General features: G+C 62.3%; 15 protein-coding genes. 4 read left to right on the forward strand and 11 right to left on the reverse strand.

Annotation, left to right across the window (positions count from 1 at the left end):
• Positions 1 to 88: 88 nt before the first annotated feature.
• From GT590_RS10980 to argF, 7 genes are all read right to left on the reverse strand, one after another.
• Positions 89 to 1,369, reverse strand: coding sequence for an aspartate kinase (locus tag GT590_RS10980; RefSeq protein WP_161171091.1), 1,281 nt, complete (start codon positions 1,367 to 1,369; stop codon positions 89 to 91).
• A 209-nt stretch (positions 1,370 to 1,578) separates the two neighbouring features.
• Positions 1,579 to 1,764 carry a hypothetical protein gene (locus GT590_RS10985; RefSeq protein WP_009306798.1) on the reverse strand — a complete coding sequence of 62 codons (186 nt, stop codon included), beginning with the start codon at positions 1,762 to 1,764 and terminating at the stop codon, positions 1,579 to 1,581.
• Between the two features lie 403 nt (positions 1,765 to 2,167).
• The gene (locus tag GT590_RS10990) at positions 2,168 to 3,346 is read right to left on the reverse strand and encodes a PucR family transcriptional regulator (protein WP_161171092.1); all 1,179 of its coding nucleotides are present in this window, start codon (positions 3,344 to 3,346) and stop codon (positions 2,168 to 2,170) included.
• A 330-nt stretch (positions 3,347 to 3,676) separates the two neighbouring features.
• Entirely contained in the window at positions 3,677 to 4,666 is a 990-nt protein-coding gene (locus tag GT590_RS10995) for a hydroxyacid dehydrogenase (protein WP_009306803.1), read from the reverse strand.
• A gap of 27 nt (positions 4,667 to 4,693) precedes the next feature.
• A complete protein-coding gene (locus GT590_RS11000) occupies positions 4,694 to 5,554 on the reverse strand; it encodes a dimethylarginine dimethylaminohydrolase family protein (RefSeq protein WP_009306805.1) in 861 nt (286 codons plus the stop codon).
• Between the two features lie 87 nt (positions 5,555 to 5,641).
• Complete coding sequence (locus GT590_RS11005; protein ID WP_009306807.1) at positions 5,642 to 7,156, reverse strand: YfcC family protein; 1,515 nt, start codon at positions 7,154 to 7,156, stop codon at positions 5,642 to 5,644.
• Between the two features lie 133 nt (positions 7,157 to 7,289).
• On the reverse strand, positions 7,290 to 8,306 hold the full coding sequence (gene argF, locus GT590_RS11010; RefSeq protein WP_009306809.1) for an ornithine carbamoyltransferase: 1,017 nt from the start codon (positions 8,304 to 8,306) through the stop codon (positions 7,290 to 7,292).
• A 246-nt stretch (positions 8,307 to 8,552) separates the two neighbouring features.
• Between argF and GT590_RS11015 the strand changes: the two genes are divergently transcribed.
• Entirely contained in the window at positions 8,553 to 9,959 is a 1,407-nt protein-coding gene (locus GT590_RS11015; protein ID WP_114516663.1) for a sodium:solute symporter, read from the forward strand.
• 22 nt (positions 9,960 to 9,981) lie between these two features.
• On the opposite strand, the gene GT590_RS11020 is transcribed toward GT590_RS11015, so the two are convergent.
• Positions 9,982 to 11,139 carry a helix-turn-helix domain-containing protein gene (locus tag GT590_RS11020; RefSeq protein WP_035579048.1) on the reverse strand — a complete coding sequence of 386 codons (1,158 nt, stop codon included), beginning with the start codon at positions 11,137 to 11,139 and terminating at the stop codon, positions 9,982 to 9,984.
• A gap of 582 nt (positions 11,140 to 11,721) precedes the next feature.
• Here GT590_RS11020 and GT590_RS14700 point away from each other — a divergent pair.
• Entirely contained in the window at positions 11,722 to 11,850 is a 129-nt protein-coding gene (locus tag GT590_RS14700) for a hypothetical protein (protein ID WP_009609324.1), read from the forward strand.
• A 61-nt stretch (positions 11,851 to 11,911) separates the two neighbouring features.
• Here the strand turns inward: GT590_RS14700 and GT590_RS11025 are convergent, their stop codons facing one another.
• Positions 11,912 to 13,138 carry an MFS transporter gene (locus GT590_RS11025; protein ID WP_035579014.1) on the reverse strand — a complete coding sequence of 409 codons (1,227 nt, stop codon included), beginning with the start codon at positions 13,136 to 13,138 and terminating at the stop codon, positions 11,912 to 11,914.
• Between the two features lie 144 nt (positions 13,139 to 13,282).
• Between GT590_RS11025 and GT590_RS11030 the strand changes: the two genes are divergently transcribed.
• Positions 13,283 to 14,281: a zinc dependent phospholipase C family protein gene (locus GT590_RS11030; RefSeq protein WP_009306818.1), complete on the forward strand. Its 999-nt coding sequence runs from the start codon at positions 13,283 to 13,285 to the stop codon at positions 14,279 to 14,281.
• Between the two features lie 7 nt (positions 14,282 to 14,288).
• Positions 14,289 to 15,242: a trimeric intracellular cation channel family protein gene (locus GT590_RS11035; protein WP_009306820.1), complete on the forward strand. Its 954-nt coding sequence runs from the start codon at positions 14,289 to 14,291 to the stop codon at positions 15,240 to 15,242.
• 125 nt (positions 15,243 to 15,367) lie between these two features.
• Here GT590_RS11035 and GT590_RS11040 read toward each other — a convergent pair whose 3' ends face one another.
• Together GT590_RS11040 and GT590_RS11045 are read right to left on the reverse strand one after the other, a co-directional pair.
• Positions 15,368 to 15,997: a DUF47 domain-containing protein gene (locus GT590_RS11040; protein WP_009306822.1), complete on the reverse strand. Its 630-nt coding sequence runs from the start codon at positions 15,995 to 15,997 to the stop codon at positions 15,368 to 15,370.
• Positions 15,998 to 16,008: 11 nt separating this feature from the next.
• A complete protein-coding gene (locus GT590_RS11045) occupies positions 16,009 to 17,061 on the reverse strand; it encodes an inorganic phosphate transporter (protein ID WP_015761374.1) in 1,053 nt (350 codons plus the stop codon).
• Positions 17,062 to 17,192 lie beyond the last annotated feature (131 nt).

The following is a 17,192-nucleotide window of genomic DNA, read 5'->3' on the forward strand; positions in this document are numbered from 1 at the left end:
TGCCGCCTGACGCTCAGGACTTACATCCGCTGACTCGCACACATTCTAACATGCGTATCGCCAGCGAAACACATGCATGGCAAAGCTTCTATCTTCCCTTGTTCATCTTCGCGGCGATTTCCTCGGCGCTCAGCTGCGTCTCCTCGAACACGCTGTCGGAATCGAGGTCGAACGCCTTGTGCAGGCAGCGCACCGCCGCCGCAGCTTGCGCGCCGTCCACCACGACCGACAGGCGGATGGGCGACGTGGAGATGGCCAGGATGTTGATCTGGTTCTCGCCCAGCGTCGAGAACGCGCGCGCCGCCACGCCGGGAGACGACTTCATGCCCGTGCCCACGAGGCTCACCTTCGCGATATCCTCGTCCACGTCGTAATCGCGGGCGCTGATGTCGGGCAGAATGCGCTCGATCGTCTCCTTCGCGCGCGCCAGATCGGCACCGGGGCACGTGAAGCTGATGTCGGTGATACCGGCTTCCGAGATGTTCTGGATGATCATGTCCACGCTCACCGCGTTGCCGGCCAGCGCCGAGAACACCTTCGCGGCCACGCCCGTCATGTCGGGCACGCCGCGGATGGTGAACTTCACCTCGGACGTATCGTGGGCAATGCCGGTGATGACGGCTTCCTCCATCATGTCGGTTTCCTCCTTGATATAGGTGCCTTCGGCGTCGGAGAACGCCGAACGGGAATGAATGACCACCTGGTACTTGCGCGCGAACTCCACGGCGCGCATCTGCAGCACGCCGGCACCGGAGCTGGACAGCTCAAGCATGTCGTCGTAGGAGGTGACGTCGAGCTTCTTGGCGCGCGGGCACACGCGCGGGTCGGCCGTGTACACGCCGTCCACGTCGGAGTAGATCTCGCACACGTCGGCGTCCAGGCCGTGCGCCACCGCCACCGCCGTGGTGTCGGAGCCGCCGCGACCAAGCGTGGTGATGTCGCCGTTGGCGTCGATGCCCTGGAACCCGGCCACTACCGCGATAACGCCCCTGTTCAGAGCCTCCATGATGCGCTCGTTGTGCACCTTCACGATCTTGGCCTTGGCGTGCGTGCCGTCCGTTTCGATGCCGGCCTGGCGGCCCGTGAAGCTCATGGCCTTGTAGCCGCGCGCTTCGATGGCCATGGCCAGCAGCGTCATGGACACCTGCTCGCCCGTGGACAGCAGACGGTCCATCTCGCGCGCTGGCGGGTTGTCGTTGAGCGAGGCCGCAAGGCCCACGAGCTCGTCGGTGGTTTTGCCCATGGCGGACACGACGGCGACCACCTGGTGCCCGGCCTGCTTCTTCGCAATGAGCTTCTTCGCGACCATCTGGATGCGCTCAGGCGAAGCGACGGACGTGCCCCCGAATTTGCATACGATTAGCGACATGGTGCTCTTTCTCGTCATGTTGAACCCAATCGGCTGTCCACTATACCAAACGGTCGCATCGTCGCCTATAGAAAGCCCGTTAACAGGAGCTTTTTACATGGGGAAAACGAAGAGAACGAGCAGTCGCCCGCATGATGCGCTCGAAACCGAGCAGATCATGGGGGCGACGTCCCGAACCGAAGACAGCTTCGACGTTGCTCTGCATACGCTTACCCCGCCTGGTAGATCGTCTCCAGCTCGCCGCTCTCAACGAGCGTGCACAACGCATTGCTCGCCTGATCGCTCTCGATGCCCATGTGCTCGAAGCGCTTCGCCAGCTTAAGGCAATACGACAGGTCGCCGGGCTCCAAAGACAGCAGGGCGGACGCAGCTTGCTCGTTCAGTTTTCCAAACATGAGATGCTCCTTTCCTTTTCGATGCATCCAGCGTACTGCACCAAGGAAAGATGGCTTTTGGACGAATGGAGAACCTCGCCGGTCGGTTTTGGCCGATCGTACAAACAAGCGTCCCGACAGCTTCAAAGCGCCTCCGTTGCCTCGTGAGACAGCGGCGCGCTGCGACTTGATTCATTACCAAAACCATCATGGACAAAATATGCCGTTTTTCTTTATTCTCATTTTGGAATAGCTTTTCATCACCTGGGGTTTCTTCGACCTCTCTTTCCTGCTCGCTCCCATTACGCGTCGAAAACTACTGAAAAGTAGTGCTTTTTGTCCATGATGATTTAAATCATATTATTGCAGGCGGACTGGCCGAGAAAGCATCGAGCGCCGCGTAGCGAGCCGCCGCCCCCTGCCCTTACGGCTGCAGCAAGGGGTTCGTGTAGTCCAGATACACGAGGCCCAGCAGGAACGCGAACTCGCGATCGGGGGAATCGGGCATGCCGAGCACGTCCTTAGCTTTGCGCAGGCGGTAGCGAACGGTGTTCGGATGCTGATGCAACGCCTCGGCCGCCAGACGCAGGTCGCCGTAGGCGCGCGCGACCGCCTCGGCAGTCGCGGCAAGCTCGGTGCCGTGGGCGTCGTCGTGCTCTTCCAGCAAGGCCCTGTGCAGCGCGGCCGTGCGCCAGAACAAGCGCCCCTCGTTGGCGGCCGCACGAAACGCATCGTGATGCAGATCGGCCCAGCACACCACGCGATCGCCCTCAACCTGCGCCGTCTTCAACGCGGCAAGCGCCTCGCGCACGCTCATGTCGCCGTCGGAAAGCGGCGTCTCCTCGCCCACTCCCAGATGCACCTGGCCCGCAGCCAAAAGGCGCATCGTCAGGTCGCTTTCGGAGCGAGTTCGCACGCCGGCAGGAGGCTGCGCGTACGACACCAGCGCAAGCAACGCGCCATGGTAGCGGAAGGCGAACACCGCCTCCACCACATCGTCCCAATCGCGCTTGAACTCGGCCAACACGACGGTCATCGCGTCGAGCATGGCGTATAGGGAGCATTCGTCGTCCGCTTTCGGGGACGCCGCTATGCATTGGACGGTCGATCCGGTCGCCCCCGCCAGCTCGTACAACGCCGCACGGGCAGCATGCGGATCGTGCCCAGAAAGCAAGCCGTCCATGATGCGTCCCTTATCGGATTGCTCGCTGTCGCGCCGAATCAGATCGAGCGCCTGATATGCCACCACTTCGTGGTAGCCGCCGTCGTACAAGTACATTGGCACGCCCGCCGCCTCGCTGGCAGCCCGCACGCGGTCGCTGACGATGGGGCGATACGCTTTCTTCAGCGCAATACCCGAAATGCCGCGCGCTATCAGAACCAGAAGCGATCGCTCGGACAATTCCGGATCGTCGTGCGCGAACCCCAGGTTCGTCACGATGAACTCGCCGGGAATGTACGATTCGTAGCCGCCGTCCTTATCGGGAGCGCAATCGAGGATGCCCACGTTGTGGACTTCTCGCGACTCGGCTCCTTCGCACAGCACCAGCGGCTGCACCTGCTCGAACGCCGGCAACGCAAGTATGTCCGCAACCGTGATCACGAGGAGCTCCTTCCGAAACCTGTCACGGACATGATACGACGAGTCGCCGTCCTGCGCCACTTGGCGCATCCTGCCGTTCGGCACGAAGCATCCAACCCGACTCGCGAGAAAAATGGACGCGAAAGCGCACCCATGACAATTCCCGAGGCGTTTTCGGGCCGCTCGCGCCGACCGACCCGGATGACGTTCGGCATAATGCCTGGTGGCGATTTTCCGCTTCGGAAAATCGGCGGTTCGCCATGGCGAACTTTGTCACAGGAGGCCGTTTGCGCCCAGAACGCGCGCAGCGAGGGAGGGCCGTACTTGCGACGGCCCTCCCTCCGTTTCGCCCTACACCTCGTTGACCAGCTTGAATACCTTCTCCTTCTCGCCTTTCAGGAAATGGACGATGTTCTCGCAGCTCAAACGCTCCAAGTCTTCGATAGCCGTGGTCGAGTAAAACGCAGAATGGGGCGTGATGATGACGTTGTCGCGCCCCACCAGCTTGTTCGCGGCCAAGTCGGGCGTCTCGTCGTACAGCACGTCCGCGCCGAACGCACGGAGCTTGCCCGCATCGAGCGCGTCCACAAGCGCTTCCTCATCAACGCACAGGCCGCGGCCCAGGTTGATGAAGATAGGGCGTCGCGCCATCGCGTCGAACGCCGCCTCGTCGAAAAAGCGCACGTTGTCATCGGTCAAGCACATGTGGTTCACGATGATATCGGCCTGAGACAGCAGCTCTTCCTTGCTTACGCGCGTCACTCCACGCTCGGCGAATGCAGCGTCGTCAGCGTGCGGATCGCAGGCTATCACGCGCTTCACGAGGCCCATCGCCTTCTCGGCCGTGCATTTGCCGATCTTGCCGAACCCGACGATGCCCAGCACCTGATCCTCCAGACGCGGCCACTGGGGCGCCGCGGCGTAATCCCACTTGTGCCGCTCGTCGATCTCCCTCTGGTAGAACTTGAAGTGCTTGTTGAGCGCGCCCATGTACGCGATGGCGCTCTCGGCCACGTCCCACGTGCAGTACTCGCCCACCGGGCAGACCCCGATGCCTCGCTTCGTGGCCTCGTCCAGGTCAACCTGGTCGAACCCGGTAGAGTTCAGCGAAACCACCTTGAGCTTCGGCGCGCGATCCATAGCCTCGGCATCCACCGTAACGAACGCCGTCAGCAACGCGTCGGCATCGGCCACATGCTCGTAGAATTCATCACGCTTATCGTCCTCGTACTCGAGAACCTCGACCTCCACGTCCTCGCCCAGACCCGCGCGCAGGGTTTCGATCTCCAACGCGTGGTCGGGCATCATGCAATCGGCGTGATCGCAGATGAGAACCTTCATGGCAACCCTTCTTTCGTCTCGACGAAGTTACGGACGCTCGATGGGCTGGGTCAGGCAGTGAGGACCGCCGCCCGCATGCAGGATCTGATCGAGCGGCACGTCGATCACGTCCAAGCCCAGCGCGCGCATCTTGTCGTTGATGTGCTTGTTCTTCTCGATTGCCACCACTTTGCCGTTGCCGATGCACTGCACGTTGCAGCCGTGCTTGTACATATCTTCGCTGGCAACGGGGATCAGTTCGAAATTGCGACGCTTCAGCATTTGCAGGAAGTTGTAGGGCAGCTGGTCGATGCAAGCCAGCGCCACCTGCGGGGCCACGATGTTGAAGATCATATCGAGATGCAGGTTGTCCGGCGGGCACGGCACGCCCACCACGGTGTAGCCGAACTTCTGCAGCTGGTCGCGCAGGTTGTCCACGCCGGCTTGGTCGGTACGGTCCACCTGGCCGAACGCCAGCGTGTGCTCGTCGATCATCCAGAAGTCGCCGCCCTCCATGCAGCCCGCGTTCACGCGCGCCACGATGGGAACGCCCATCTCCTTCAGCTTCTCCTCGTACGCCACGGCCTCCACCTGACGGACCGGGTGGCGGAAGTGGCCGATCACGGCGCCTTCCTTGATCATGCAACCGTAGTCGCGGGCGAACGTCATCACCTCGAACTCGGGGCGCGCCTCCACTTCGACCACTTCGATACCGTTGTCTTTGAACGCATCCACCAGCATCTGCCACTCGGCAACCATGACGTCGTTCTTTTCCTGGTCGCCCTTCTTCATCCACTCGGCAGTGATCACGTTGATGCCGTTGAACTGGTAGTATCGCGGCGAGCACATCATCACTTTCTTCAGGGGGTTCGTTGCGTTGGACACGTAGACCTTCTCTTCTTCAGCCATGATAGGCTCCTTTCGTTTGACAGGTTGTTTGGGAAGCAGTTTGAGAAGCCGGAGCGCGCGGGGCGCCCCGGGGGGCAGCGCGGAGGGTTACAGCATCACGGCCACGGTGAGGAACACGCAGCACACCAGGAACAGGAAGCCCACGATGGGAGCGGCGCGCTTCACCCAGTCGCCGTAGCTCATGTGGGCGGCCGAGGTGCAGGTCATCACCACGATGGACGTAGGCGAGATCATCTTGGCCAGGCCCAGCGCCATGCAGTAGATGGTCACCATGATGGCCACGTCCACGCCGGCGAACTGCGACAGCGCCGCCATGATGCCCATGGTCGCGGCCGCCAGCCCCGTCGACGACGGGATGAGGCACGCGATGAGGAAGTAGCAGACCAGCGCCACGATGACGAAGGCGACGGGAGGCAGGGCCGACAGCGTGCTCTCGCACATGTGCAAGATAGTGGGCGTGATCTGCCCGCCGTCCATCACCACTTGGATGCCTCGCGCCAGCGGCACGACGAACGCGGTGGACACGAGCCCGGCAGCGCCCTTGATCAGCGTGTCGATGATCTTATCGGCCTTGTAGCGCATGACGATGCCCGCGAGCAGCGTCATCACCATCACGAGCATGGCGATCTCGGGGAAGTACCACGAACCGAACGGCGTGATGTCGCTGCCCAACACCTCGCGCAGCACCGGCGTGACGCCGATCCACGACACGAACTGCTCGAAGAACGTCCAATCAGGGTTGATGGAAGTCCACGGCACGCACCCCACCACCATGATGGCGAACGTGAGGACGAAGATGGCCAGCACGCCCTTCTGACGGCCGGACAGCTCCAGGTTCTCGTCAGCCGAGACCGGGAACTCGATAAGATCGAGCTTGCGACGGAAGAACTGGACCGACTTCTCGGGATGAGCCTTCACCTTGTCGGCGTAGCGGTTGATGATGAAGATGACGAGTCCCGTGAACACCACCAGCATCAGCACACGCATGCCCATGCCGTCGCCGGCCGAGATGCCTGCGATGCCCGACGCGATGCCCGTGGCGAACGGGTTCACCGTCGAGGCCAGGCAGCCGGCCTGCGTGCCCAGCACCACGATCATGATGGCCACCACGGTGTCCAGCCCCAGCGCCAGGATCACCGGCACGAACATGAGGAAGTACACGATTCCTTCCTCGTAGGCGCCCTCCAAGGTGCCGAGGAACGACATGAGGCATACAAGGATGGCGATAAGCAGGTGCATGTTGTTCTGGTTCTTCATGGTGATGCGCTTGAGCGCCGTCTTCACCGCACCGGTTTCCTCCATCATCTCGAGGAAGCTGCCGAACAGCAAGATGGTCAGCGAGATGGCGATGGCGCCGCTGATGGCGCCCGAACCCAGCATGCCCGTGATGGGCGCCATGAACACGTCCCACAACCCTTGCGGGTTGGACTCCACGATGTGGTACGTCCCCGAAATAGCGTCGCCGTTGGCGTTCAGCTCGTACGCGCCGCCCGGCACGAACCAGCTGAGCACGGCGATGAAGCAGATGACCCCGAACAGGATGACGTAGGTGTTCGGCATCTTGAATTTCTTCTTGCCCTTCTCGGGCTCGTTGTCTGGCATGGATGCTCCTCTCCTCGACGCTTCCGGCACAGCGGGGCGCAGCTGCCCAAGGGTGCCGCAGAAGCGGCATCCTCGCAGACCGAGCCTGCCGTGCGACCCTGCGCAGAGCCGCACGGCGTACCGGGAAGCGTGTTTAGACGCAGGGGATGTACAGATCGCCCAGGGTGGCCGCCATGATGGCCTTGATGGTGTGCATGCGGTTCTCAGCCTGCTGGAACTGGCGGCCGTGGTCGGAGTAGAACACCTCGTCGGTAACTTCCATCTCCTTCACGCCGAAGCGCTCGGCCATATCGGCGGCGTACTCGGTCTCCGCATTATGGAAGGCCGGCAGGCAGTGCAGGAAGATGTAGTCCGGGTTCTTCACATGGGACAGCAGCTCAGCGTTCACCTGGTAGGGCGACATGAGCTTCACGCGCTCAGCGAACTGAGACTCCTCGCCCATGGCCGCCCACACGTTCGTGTAGATGGCGTCGGCATTCTCCACCGCCTCCACCGGGTCGTTCGTCACCGTGATGGTAGCGCCGCTCTCGGCGGCGAAGGCCCGCGCCACCTCGACGATGGCCGGGTCGGGCTCGAGTTCGGCCGGCGTGGCGTTCACGTAGTTCACGCCCAGGATGGCGCTGGTGATCATGAGGGAGTTCTGCACGTTGTTGCGTCCCTGGCCGCAGTAGGCCAGCGTGAGGCCCTCCAGCGTGCCGAAGTTCTCCTTCATGGTCATGAAGTCGGCCAGCATCTGGGTGGGATGCTCCTTGTCGGTGAGGCCGTTCCACACCGGCACGCCGCTGTACTTCGCCAGATCCTCGACGTGCTCCTGCTTGAAGCCGCGGAACTCGATGCCGTCGAACATGCTGCCCAGCACCAGCGCGGTGTCGCGCACCGTCTCCTTCTTGCCCAGCTGGATGTCGTTCTTGCCCAGATACTCGGGGTGCGCGCCCAGGTCGATGCACGCGGTGGTGAACGCGGCGCGGGTGCGGGTGGACGTCTTCTCGAACAAGAGCGCGATGTTCTTGCCTGCGAGGTAGCGATGCTCGACGCCCCGCTTCTTCAGGTCTTTGAGATGTTCGGCGAACCCGATGAGGTACATCAGCTCGTCTTTCGTGTAGTCCCTCGTGGAGAGGAGGCTGCGTCCCCGGAATACCGACTCGGTCATGTGAAGCTCCTTTCGATGGATGCTCTTGCGCCCTAATCCCCGACGGACGCCGCGCCCGATGGTGCGACCCCTCCTGGCAGGCCAGGTTACGAGAAGCATCATACGCAGCGGCGAGAGGGAGCCCCTCTGGACAGTCGGACAAAACCCGAGCCGCGCGCTTTGTCCGACCGAACAAGGGACACAGGGCAACGGGAATCTAGGATGAAAGCGCGCAAGCGGGTTCTTCCAACGGAGCGGGGGTCGCAGATGGTTCTATCGCCTATCGACTACGTCATCATCGCGTTGTACTTCATCGTCATCGTGGCCATCGGCTTCATCGCGGCGCGGTTCGCGAAAACGAAGGAAGATTACCTCGTGGCCGGCAGGCGGCTGTCGTTTCCCCTGTTCTTCGGCTGCATGGCCGCGCTCACGCTGGGCGGCGGCTCCACTATCGGCAGCGCCCAGCTGGGCTACGAGTTCGGGCTCGGCGGCATCTGGCTCAACCTGAGCATCGGACTGGGGCTCGTCGCGGCCGGCTTCCTGGTTACCAGCAAGCTTTCGAAGCTGCGCGCTCTCAGCGTGAACGAGGTGGTGGAGAGCAGCTACGGCCCCATCGCCCGCGTGTTCAGCTCGGCGCTCACGCTCATCTACACGCTCACGCTGAGCGTGGTGCAGGTCATCTCCATCGGCACCATCATCAACGGCGTGACGGGCATCGACGCCACGCTGTCCATGCTGGTAGGAGGCGGCATCGTCATCCTGTACACGTTCGTGGGAGGCATGTGGTCGGTCACCATGACCGACATCGTGCAGTTCGTGGTGAAAACGGTGGGCATCCTCATCCTGGCCCCCATCTTCTGCATCTCGGCGGCGGGCGGCTGGGACGCGCTCGTCAGCAAGGTGCCCGAGACGTACCTGTCGGTGGGCAGCATGGGCTTCGACAAGAGCTTCGCCTACATCGTGCTGTACGTGCCAGGGCTCATCATCGGCCAGGACATCTGGCAGCGCATCTTCACCGCGAAGAACGAGAAGGTGTCGAAAACGGGCACCGTCTGCGCGGGCGTGTACAGCGTCTTCTACGCGTTGGCCACCGTCGTCATCGGCATGAGCGTGTTCGTGCTGCTGCCCCATCTGGACAACCCGCAGAACGCGTTCGTGGTGGGCGTGTCCACGTTCTTGCCGGTCGGGGTGCGCGGGCTGATCTTGGCGGCGGCGATGGCGGCCACGATGTCGGTGTCGAGCGGCACCATCCTGGCATCGTCCACCATCCTATACAACGACCTGTACCTGCGATTCGTTCGCAAGGGGGCGGCCCGGAGGACGACGCATCTCAAGGAAGTGACCATCACGCGTCTGTTCGCCCTGCTCATCGGCGTGGTGGTGATGGTGTGCTCGCTGTGGATCAACGACGTGCTGGTGGGCATCGACATCTGCTACGGCTACCTGTCGGGCTGCGTGTTCGTGCCGCTGGTGGCCAGTTTCGTGCTCAAGCGGTTCAGCCCGAAGGCAGGGCTGTACGCGCTGGGCGCGAGCACTGTGGCGGTGACGGGCTGCTTCGTCGTCGTGGGAACAGCAAGCTCAGTCCCCATCGTCGCAGGCATGGCGTCGGGGCTCGTAGCGTACGCAGCGGCGAACCTTCTCAGCAAGCAGAAGGTGCCCTCGCCGTTTGAATGAGGCGTGAACCCGTTCCCTTGCCTCACCCCAACTCGGGCAGGAACACCAGGCTGAGCAGGTTAATGAACACCTTGTCGTCCTCATGGGGAATGCCCAACACGGCCTTCATCTTGCGCATGCGGTAACGCACGGTGTTCGGATGCTGGTGAAGCTCCTCGGCGATAGCCTTCACGTCGCCGTGCCAGTTCACCAGCGCCTCGGCCGTACGCACGAGCTCGGTACCGTGCTCGTCGTCATAGCCGGCCAGCATCGAGCGGTACAGCTCGCTCGCGCTCATGAACAGGCGGTCGTAGCGCGCGGCGCTGGCGAATGCCGACAGGTGCAGGCCCGACCAACGCGCCAGCTGCTCGCCGTGGCGCTGCGCACTCGCGGCTGCGGCAAGCGCCTGGCGGATAGCCAGGTCGCCATCGCACAGGTGCACCGCCTCGCTCACGCCGCAGTGCAGGCTGCCTTCCACCGAGGTCACGGCGATGCAGCGGCGCTCGGCGGCCGCCCGCTCCTCATCGCTGGCCGAGCCGTAGGATACGAACGCCAGGATATGATCGCGGTAGCGGCACACGCTGGCCGACTCGACGATCGCGCACCCGTCCCTCACCGTCCCCAGCCCAGAGGACACCGAGTCGAGCATGGCGTAGAATGAGCACGGGTCGCCCGCGCGCAGGGCGAACGCGAAGCACTGCAGCTTCGAGCCCGTCACGCCCACGAGCGCGCTCAGCCTCGTACGCACCCGGTCGCCGTCGTGGGCGGTCAGCAGCTCGTCGAGGGCCTTGCCCTTGTCCAGCTCGTCGCGATCGCGCTGCAGCAGATCGAGCGATTGGTACGCCACCGTCTCGTGGTAAGCGCCGTCGTACAGATAAAGCGGCACCCCGCGCGCCGTGCTTTCCTTGCGCACGGCGTCGCTGATGGGAGGCTCGTAGACGGTTTTGACGGCGATGGCGGCCACGTCGCGGCGCAGCATCGTCAGCAGCGACTTCTCGGCCATGCCAGGGTTGCCGAACGCGAACCCGAGGTTCGTGAGGATGAGTTCGCCCGCCACGTATACACTGTATTCGTTGTAGTCGGGAGGACAGTCGAGGATGCCCACGTTGCGCACCTCGCGCCGCTCCGCTCCCTCGCAGGGAGCGGCGAGCTCCACGTTCTTGAACGCCGGCAATGCGATAATGTCCGCAACGGTAACCAACAGCCCCTCCGTCCCATCGCGCATGAGAAGCGATCTTCCAAGAAGATGCGATACGGTACGCATGATACCGCATCGCGAGGAGCGCGTACGGACGACCGGCCGCGCTTGACGAGAATTACGCGTGCGAACCGAAAAGCCCCCCCCCGGCCTCGATCTCGAAGAGGCGACCCTCCAGGAGCTAGGTCATCCTGCCGACGTGGCCGCAAAATGCTTCCCATGACAATTTCGCAAGCGTTTTCGAGCTGCTCGCACCCGCAAACACGGGCGTCACCCACCATAATGCCTGGTCGCAACTTCGCTGATTCGAGAATTCGCCAGTTCGTGACGGCAAACTTTGCCATGGGTGCCGCTTTGCGCCCAGCTCCGCATACAGTCCGCAACCGCCCCGAGCGAGAGGCACCCGAACGGGAATCCTTTCGACAGAGGGCGGAAACGTCGCTTCCCCACGCGACCTCACACCTGCGCTTTGCCGGGAACCCTCGTCTTACGAAGACGTAAGCTGAGTGTAAGCGGCGGTCAAGGCGTCCGTCATGCGCTCACGGTATAGTTGAACCCGTGAACGCACGATACGAGGAGATCGCCATGAGCAAACCGTTGAGCATCGCCTGCAAAGCCGTCGGCGCAACCGTCATCATAGGAGCATTCGTGCTGGTGGCCTGTCTGTTCTCGGAGAGCAGCCGCACCATGTATCCGATCAGCCGCACCCGCTGAGCCCCAACCGGAGACCAGCCGCCCGCGCCGCGGAGGCCGTAAAACCCGCGCGCCGCGCGCTCTACCCCTGCTTTTCAGGCATCCTCCACAGCAGCACGAAGCCCAGCACGAACAGCACGGCGATGGACAGCACGCCCAACGACGAGTTGCCCGACAGCTGGGTGAAGAAGCTGACCAGGAACGTGCCCATGACGGCAGCGTACTTGCCGAAGATGTCGAAGAAGCCGTAGTACTCGTTGGCGTGCTCCTTCGGAATGAGCTTGCCGAACTCGCTGCGCGACAGCGCTTGGATGCCGCCCTGGAACAACCCCACGCAGATGGCCAGCATCCAGAACTCCGCGGCCTCGCGCAGGAAGAACGCCGCGAACAGCGTGATGCAGAAGTACGCGCCGATAGCTACCAGCAGCATGCGCTTCGTGCCGAATCTTGTGGACAGACGCCCGTAGGCGATGGCCGACGGGAACGCCACGAACTGCGTCACCAACAGCGCCAAAACCAGCTGCGTCGCATCGATGCCGAGGTCGGTGCCGTAGCTTGTGGACATCTTTATAATGGTGTGCACGCCGTCGATGTAGCAGAAGAACGCTAGCATGAAGTAGCGCAGGCGACGATCCTTCCAAATACGTTTCAGCGTGCGGAAGAGGCCGGCGAACGTGTCGCGGATCAAGCGAGGAGCACGTTCCTTGTAGTGCGTCTGATGCACATCGCGGATAAGGGGCACGCTGAACGCCACCCACCAAACGGCCGTGATCAGAAACGCGATCTTCATCCCGATGTCCATGGGGATACCCACGCTGGGCCCTGCCAGCACCACGATCAGGCACAGGATGAACGGCACGCACGAGCCGATATAGCCCCAGGCGTAACCCTGCGACGACACCTCGTCGTAACGCTCATCGGTGGTGGCATCCACGAGGAACGCATCGTAGAACACCATCGAGCCGTTCAGCATGATGGACGCGACGACGTAGATCACGAGGAAAGCCAGCGCAGCCGACGGGATGCCCAGCGCCGCCAAGGCGATGGCGCCCGTGCCCACGGTTCCGATGAAGAACTTCTTCTTGTTGCCCTTGAGGTCGGCCAGGCTGCCCAGAACCGGCATGAGCAGCGCCAGCAGAAGCGACGCCACCGTCTCGGCATAGCCCCACGCCACCACAACCGACGAACCCGGTTCGGCTAGCGTCTTGAAATACACGGGGATCAGCGCCGTCGCAAGCAGCACGAAGGCCGAATTGCCCACATCGTAGAGGATCCAGCTTTTCTCCTGCTTGGTCAGCTTGCCTGCCATGGCCTTGCCTCTCGTCTCGTTTGCGTCAACTTGGGATTCCTTCTTCACAAGTGCGAAACCGAAGGTTAACAAGTCCCCGCTCATTGTATATGATAGCGCGTAGCGTCACCGGTAAAATTCAAGTCAGAACGGAGCGTCATCCCCATGCCCGCACTCATCACCCACGACTTCTTCGGGCGCGACGTCTACGACCGCCTGTACACCTTCATAGGCGGCTCGCGCGACGAAGCCGACGCCTTCCTGTTGGGCAACCAAGGCCCCGACCCTCTGTTTTACCTGGTACTCAGTCCGCAGTTGCGCGCGCACAACCGACTGGGCTCGACTATGCACAACAAAAAGCCCAGCGAGCTTCTAACCGCGCTCAAAAACTCACTCGGCATCCTCAACAGCGCCGAGCGCGAAGTGGGTCGCGCCTACGCGCTGGGTTTCCTCTGCCACTACACGCTGGACTCCACGATGCACCCGTTCGTGTACTTCCACGAGTACCGGCTGTGCGACGCCGGCGTTCCAGGCCTGACGCGCGCCGACGGAAGCGAAGTGCACGGCACGATCGAGAGCGAACTGGACGAACTGGTTCTGTTTGAGAAGCGCGGCGAGACCATCGCCACGTTCAACCCCTCCGCCGAAATCCTCAACGCCAGCAACTTCGCGCTGCACGTCATCTCGAAGATGTACGCCTACGTCGCCCTCACCGTGTACGGCGAGATCGTCCCCGCCGACCTGTTCGAGACGGCCGTCAAGGACTTCCGCGTGGCGCAGCGCGTGTTCTACTCGCCCTCCGGCCGCAAGCGCGCCCTCTTCGGGCGCGTCGAAGAACTGCTGCGCCCCTTCTCGTTCTACAAGTCGATGAGCCACCGCCCCGTCGCGCTTACCGAAAGCCAGTTCGACAACCGTGCCCGCGAGGCGTGGGAGAACCCGTTCACGGGAGACATGAGCACCGCAAGCTTCTGGGATCTCTTCGATGAGGCGCTGGGAAAAGCGCAAGACAACCTGTTCGCATTCGACGAGGACGGATTCGATCTCGCAGCAGCGCGCGCCATCACCAACGAGCGAGACTTCTCGGGCGAACCCGTTGTGGCGCTCGTGGTGTCGGTCGAGGACGGCGCTGCCGACGCGCAGCCGCAGCCCGCCGACGAAGCGTAAGCGCCCCATGCTGGACGTCGCCCTCACCATCCCCTTCTGGCTGGAGCTTGCCGCTGCGCTGACCGGCGGCTTGTCCGGCGCCATGAGCGCGGTGCGCGCACGCTACGATATATTCGGCGTGGCGTGCATCGCCATCATCACCGGTTTGGCCGGCGGCATCATGCGCGACATCCTGCTGCAGAACTACGGTATCTACGCGTTCCAGAAGCCTACGCTGATCATCGCCTGCGCCATCGCGGGCGTGGTGGTGTTCTACTTCGGTAAGCTGGCCACCTATCTCGACCCCATCGTCGACTTGTTGGACAACCTGTCGGTAGCGCTGTGGGCCGTGATCAGCGTGAGCAAGAGCCTGTCGGCGGGGCTCGACATCATCCCGTCCATCATCCTGGGCACCATCACCGCCGTGGGCGGCGGCATCCTGCGCGACATCTGCATGAACCGCGAGCCCGAGGCGTTCCAGGCCGGCGCGCTGTACGGCAGCGCCGCGCTGGTGGGCTGCATCGTGTACGCGTTGATGAGCCAGAACCACATCCTGGACAACTACGCCGCGCTGTCCTGCGTGGTGCTGGTGCTGGGGCTGCGCTACGCGTCGCTATTCTTCGGCTGGCGCACGAAGCCGCCGCGCGACTACTCCGACGTGGTGACCCGCGCGGTATCGAAGCCGGTACGCTCGGTGGCGAATCGCGTGCGACCGCCCAAGGGCAAGGTGGAGCGCGACAAGGAGCGGCACGGTTACGAGAAGCTGCGTGCGTTCTGGGCGCGCATGAACGGCGAGTACGTGGCCGAGCGCAGCAAGGACGACAAGCTTGCCGCATCCGACTCGCAAGCGGCCAGATCGTCGGCCGGCACCGCCGCAGCCAGCGACCCCAGCGACCGCATCATCGTGGACCGCGAGGAGCTCCACCGCATCATGGGCGGCGAGGAAGAGAAACCTCGCGACCCCTTCGAGCCAAGAAGCTAAAACCAAGCCACCGTGTCCAGCGCGTGTCGAAAGGACGGGGGATCTGACACGCTCGCGACACCGCGCCTCGCAAAACGGGAAAAAGCGTGTCAAACCCCCCGTCCCTTCGACACGCTTTCCTTCGGTTACACGTTCTTCAGCAGGATGGAGTTCATCGTGTCGGCGGCGTGCTCGCACGAGTCGCAGCACTTCTCCATGCGGTCGAATATCTGCGACCACACCAGCACGCGCATGGGGTTCTCGCGGTCGTGCGTATGCAGTTTGCGAATGACCGTCATGTACAGCTGATCGGCCTCTTCCTCGTAATCGTTCACGTCGATGATGAGCTGCTTGAACATCTTGGACTTCTTGAAATTGCGGAAATCCTCCATGGCCTTGTCCAGCGCCACGCAGCTCTTCTTGATGAGGTGCGCGAACTCCAGCGCATCATGATGGATGAAATGCACGTCGTACATGTAGAAGCGTTGCATGACGTCTTCGATGTAGTCGATGATGTTGTCGAGGTACTGGGACATGTTGATGATGTCCTCGCGCTCGATAGGCGTGATGAAATCGGTAGCAACCGTCTTGAAGATGGCGTGGTTGATCTCGTCGCCCTTGTGCTCCAGCTCGTGCGCGCGCTCCATGACCTCTTTGAGATGCTCCGCCTCGGTGAAGCTTTCGATGGCCTCGATCAGCAGCTCGGCTTCCTGAACGGCAACTTCCGTCTGTTTCTCGAACGCATCGAAATAATCGAACTTGTCCCTCTTGCCCACAGGGTCCTCCTTTACGAGAACATTAAGAACAGGTGGGCGAACGCGAATCCGAGCAGACCGCACCCCGGAAACGTCAGCACCCACGTTTTCACCATATCGATTGCAATTCCCCACTTCACCGCGCTTTTCCGCTTCGCTGCGCCCACGCCCATGATGGCGGTCGTATTCGTGTGCGTCGTGGAAACCGGCAAGCCGGCGAAGGTGGAGAGCATAAGGCAGAAAAACGTTGCCACGCTGGCGGCGAATCCTTGGAACGGCTCGAGCTTCACCATATCCAGGCCGACGCTTTTTATGATGCGCTCGCCGCCGACGGCGGTGCCCAACCCCATGTTGAGCGCGCAGAAGAACATGAGCCAGATGGGCAGGATCATTTGATCGGCCTGCCCCACGCCCGTGGCCAACGTGATGGCCAGCACGAAGATGCTCATGAATTTCTGGCCGTCCTGCGCGCCGTGCATGAACGCCACGCCCGCGCCCGAGGCCACCTGAGCCCAACGGAAGAAGCGCGAAGTCTTCTTGCGATCCATGTTGCGGCAGACGCGTCCAAGCGCCTTGGAGTTCAGCCAACCCAGAAAGAAGCCCAGCAGCGTGGACAAAAGAATGCCGTACACCACCTTGATCCACTCCGCGCCGTTGATGGCGTCGAAGCTGCCCTGCAGCGCGATGGCCGCGCCCGTGAGGCCGGCGATCAGCGAATGGCTTTGGCTGGTGGGAATGCCGAAATACCAGGCCACGGTGCCCCACACGATGATGGCCACCATGGCGGCCATGAGAGCGATGAGCGACTGCTGGGAGTCGCCTCCGAAATCGACCATATTGAATATGGTGTGTGCGACGGCGGCGGTAAACAGAGAAACCACCAGCAGCCCCAGGAAGTTGCAGACAGCCGCCATGACGATGGCGGGCTTCGGCTTCATAGCCCTTGTCGATACGACGGTTGCGATCGCGTTCGGAGCGTCCGTCGCCCCATTCACGACGATGACGCCGATGTTGAGCAGGGTCACAACCACGAGGATCGGGTTGGACGCGAGCCCAGCGATGAACGAAGCCCACTCTATGGTCACGAAATCCCTCTCGACAACAACAGCAAAAAGGTTCAGCATTCCCCAGTTTAACGTAAATCTAACAAAGCGAAAGGGGCTCTTTTCTCTTTTCACGTTGGATTACGGGCGAAACGGCAAAATACAGGTAAAGT

Source organism: Eggerthella sp. BIOML-A1 (assembly GCF_009875595.1).
Taxonomy (GTDB): Bacteria; Actinomycetota; Coriobacteriia; order Coriobacteriales; family Eggerthellaceae; genus Eggerthella; species Eggerthella lenta.

Bases quoted from the DNA above. Each gene is read 5' to 3' on its own strand.
- GT590_RS10980 (WP_161171091.1), bottom strand. From the start codon at position 1,369: ATGTCGCTAATCGTATGCAAATTCGGGGGCACGTCCGTCGCTTCGCCT.
- GT590_RS10985 (WP_009306798.1), bottom strand. From the start codon at position 1,764: ATGTTTGGAAAACTGAACGAGCAAGCTGCGTCCGCCCTGCTGTCTTTG.
- GT590_RS10995 (WP_009306803.1), bottom strand. From the start codon at position 4,666: ATGAAGGTTCTCATCTGCGATCACGCCGATTGCATGATGCCCGACCAC.
- GT590_RS11000 (WP_009306805.1), bottom strand. From the start codon at position 5,554: ATGGCTGAAGAAGAGAAGGTCTACGTGTCCAACGCAACGAACCCCCTG.
- GT590_RS11005 (WP_009306807.1), bottom strand. From the start codon at position 7,156: ATGCCAGACAACGAGCCCGAGAAGGGCAAGAAGAAATTCAAGATGCCG.
- argF (WP_009306809.1), bottom strand. From the start codon at position 8,306: ATGACCGAGTCGGTATTCCGGGGACGCAGCCTCCTCTCCACGAGGGAC.
- GT590_RS11015 (WP_114516663.1), top strand. From the start codon at position 8,553: ATGGTTCTATCGCCTATCGACTACGTCATCATCGCGTTGTACTTCATC.
- GT590_RS14700 (WP_009609324.1), top strand. From the start codon at position 11,722: ATGAGCAAACCGTTGAGCATCGCCTGCAAAGCCGTCGGCGCAACCGTC.
- GT590_RS11025 (WP_035579014.1), bottom strand. From the start codon at position 13,138: ATGGCAGGCAAGCTGACCAAGCAGGAGAAAAGCTGGATCCTCTACGAT.
- GT590_RS11030 (WP_009306818.1), top strand. From the start codon at position 13,283: ATGCCCGCACTCATCACCCACGACTTCTTCGGGCGCGACGTCTACGAC.
- GT590_RS11035 (WP_009306820.1), top strand. From the start codon at position 14,289: ATGCTGGACGTCGCCCTCACCATCCCCTTCTGGCTGGAGCTTGCCGCT.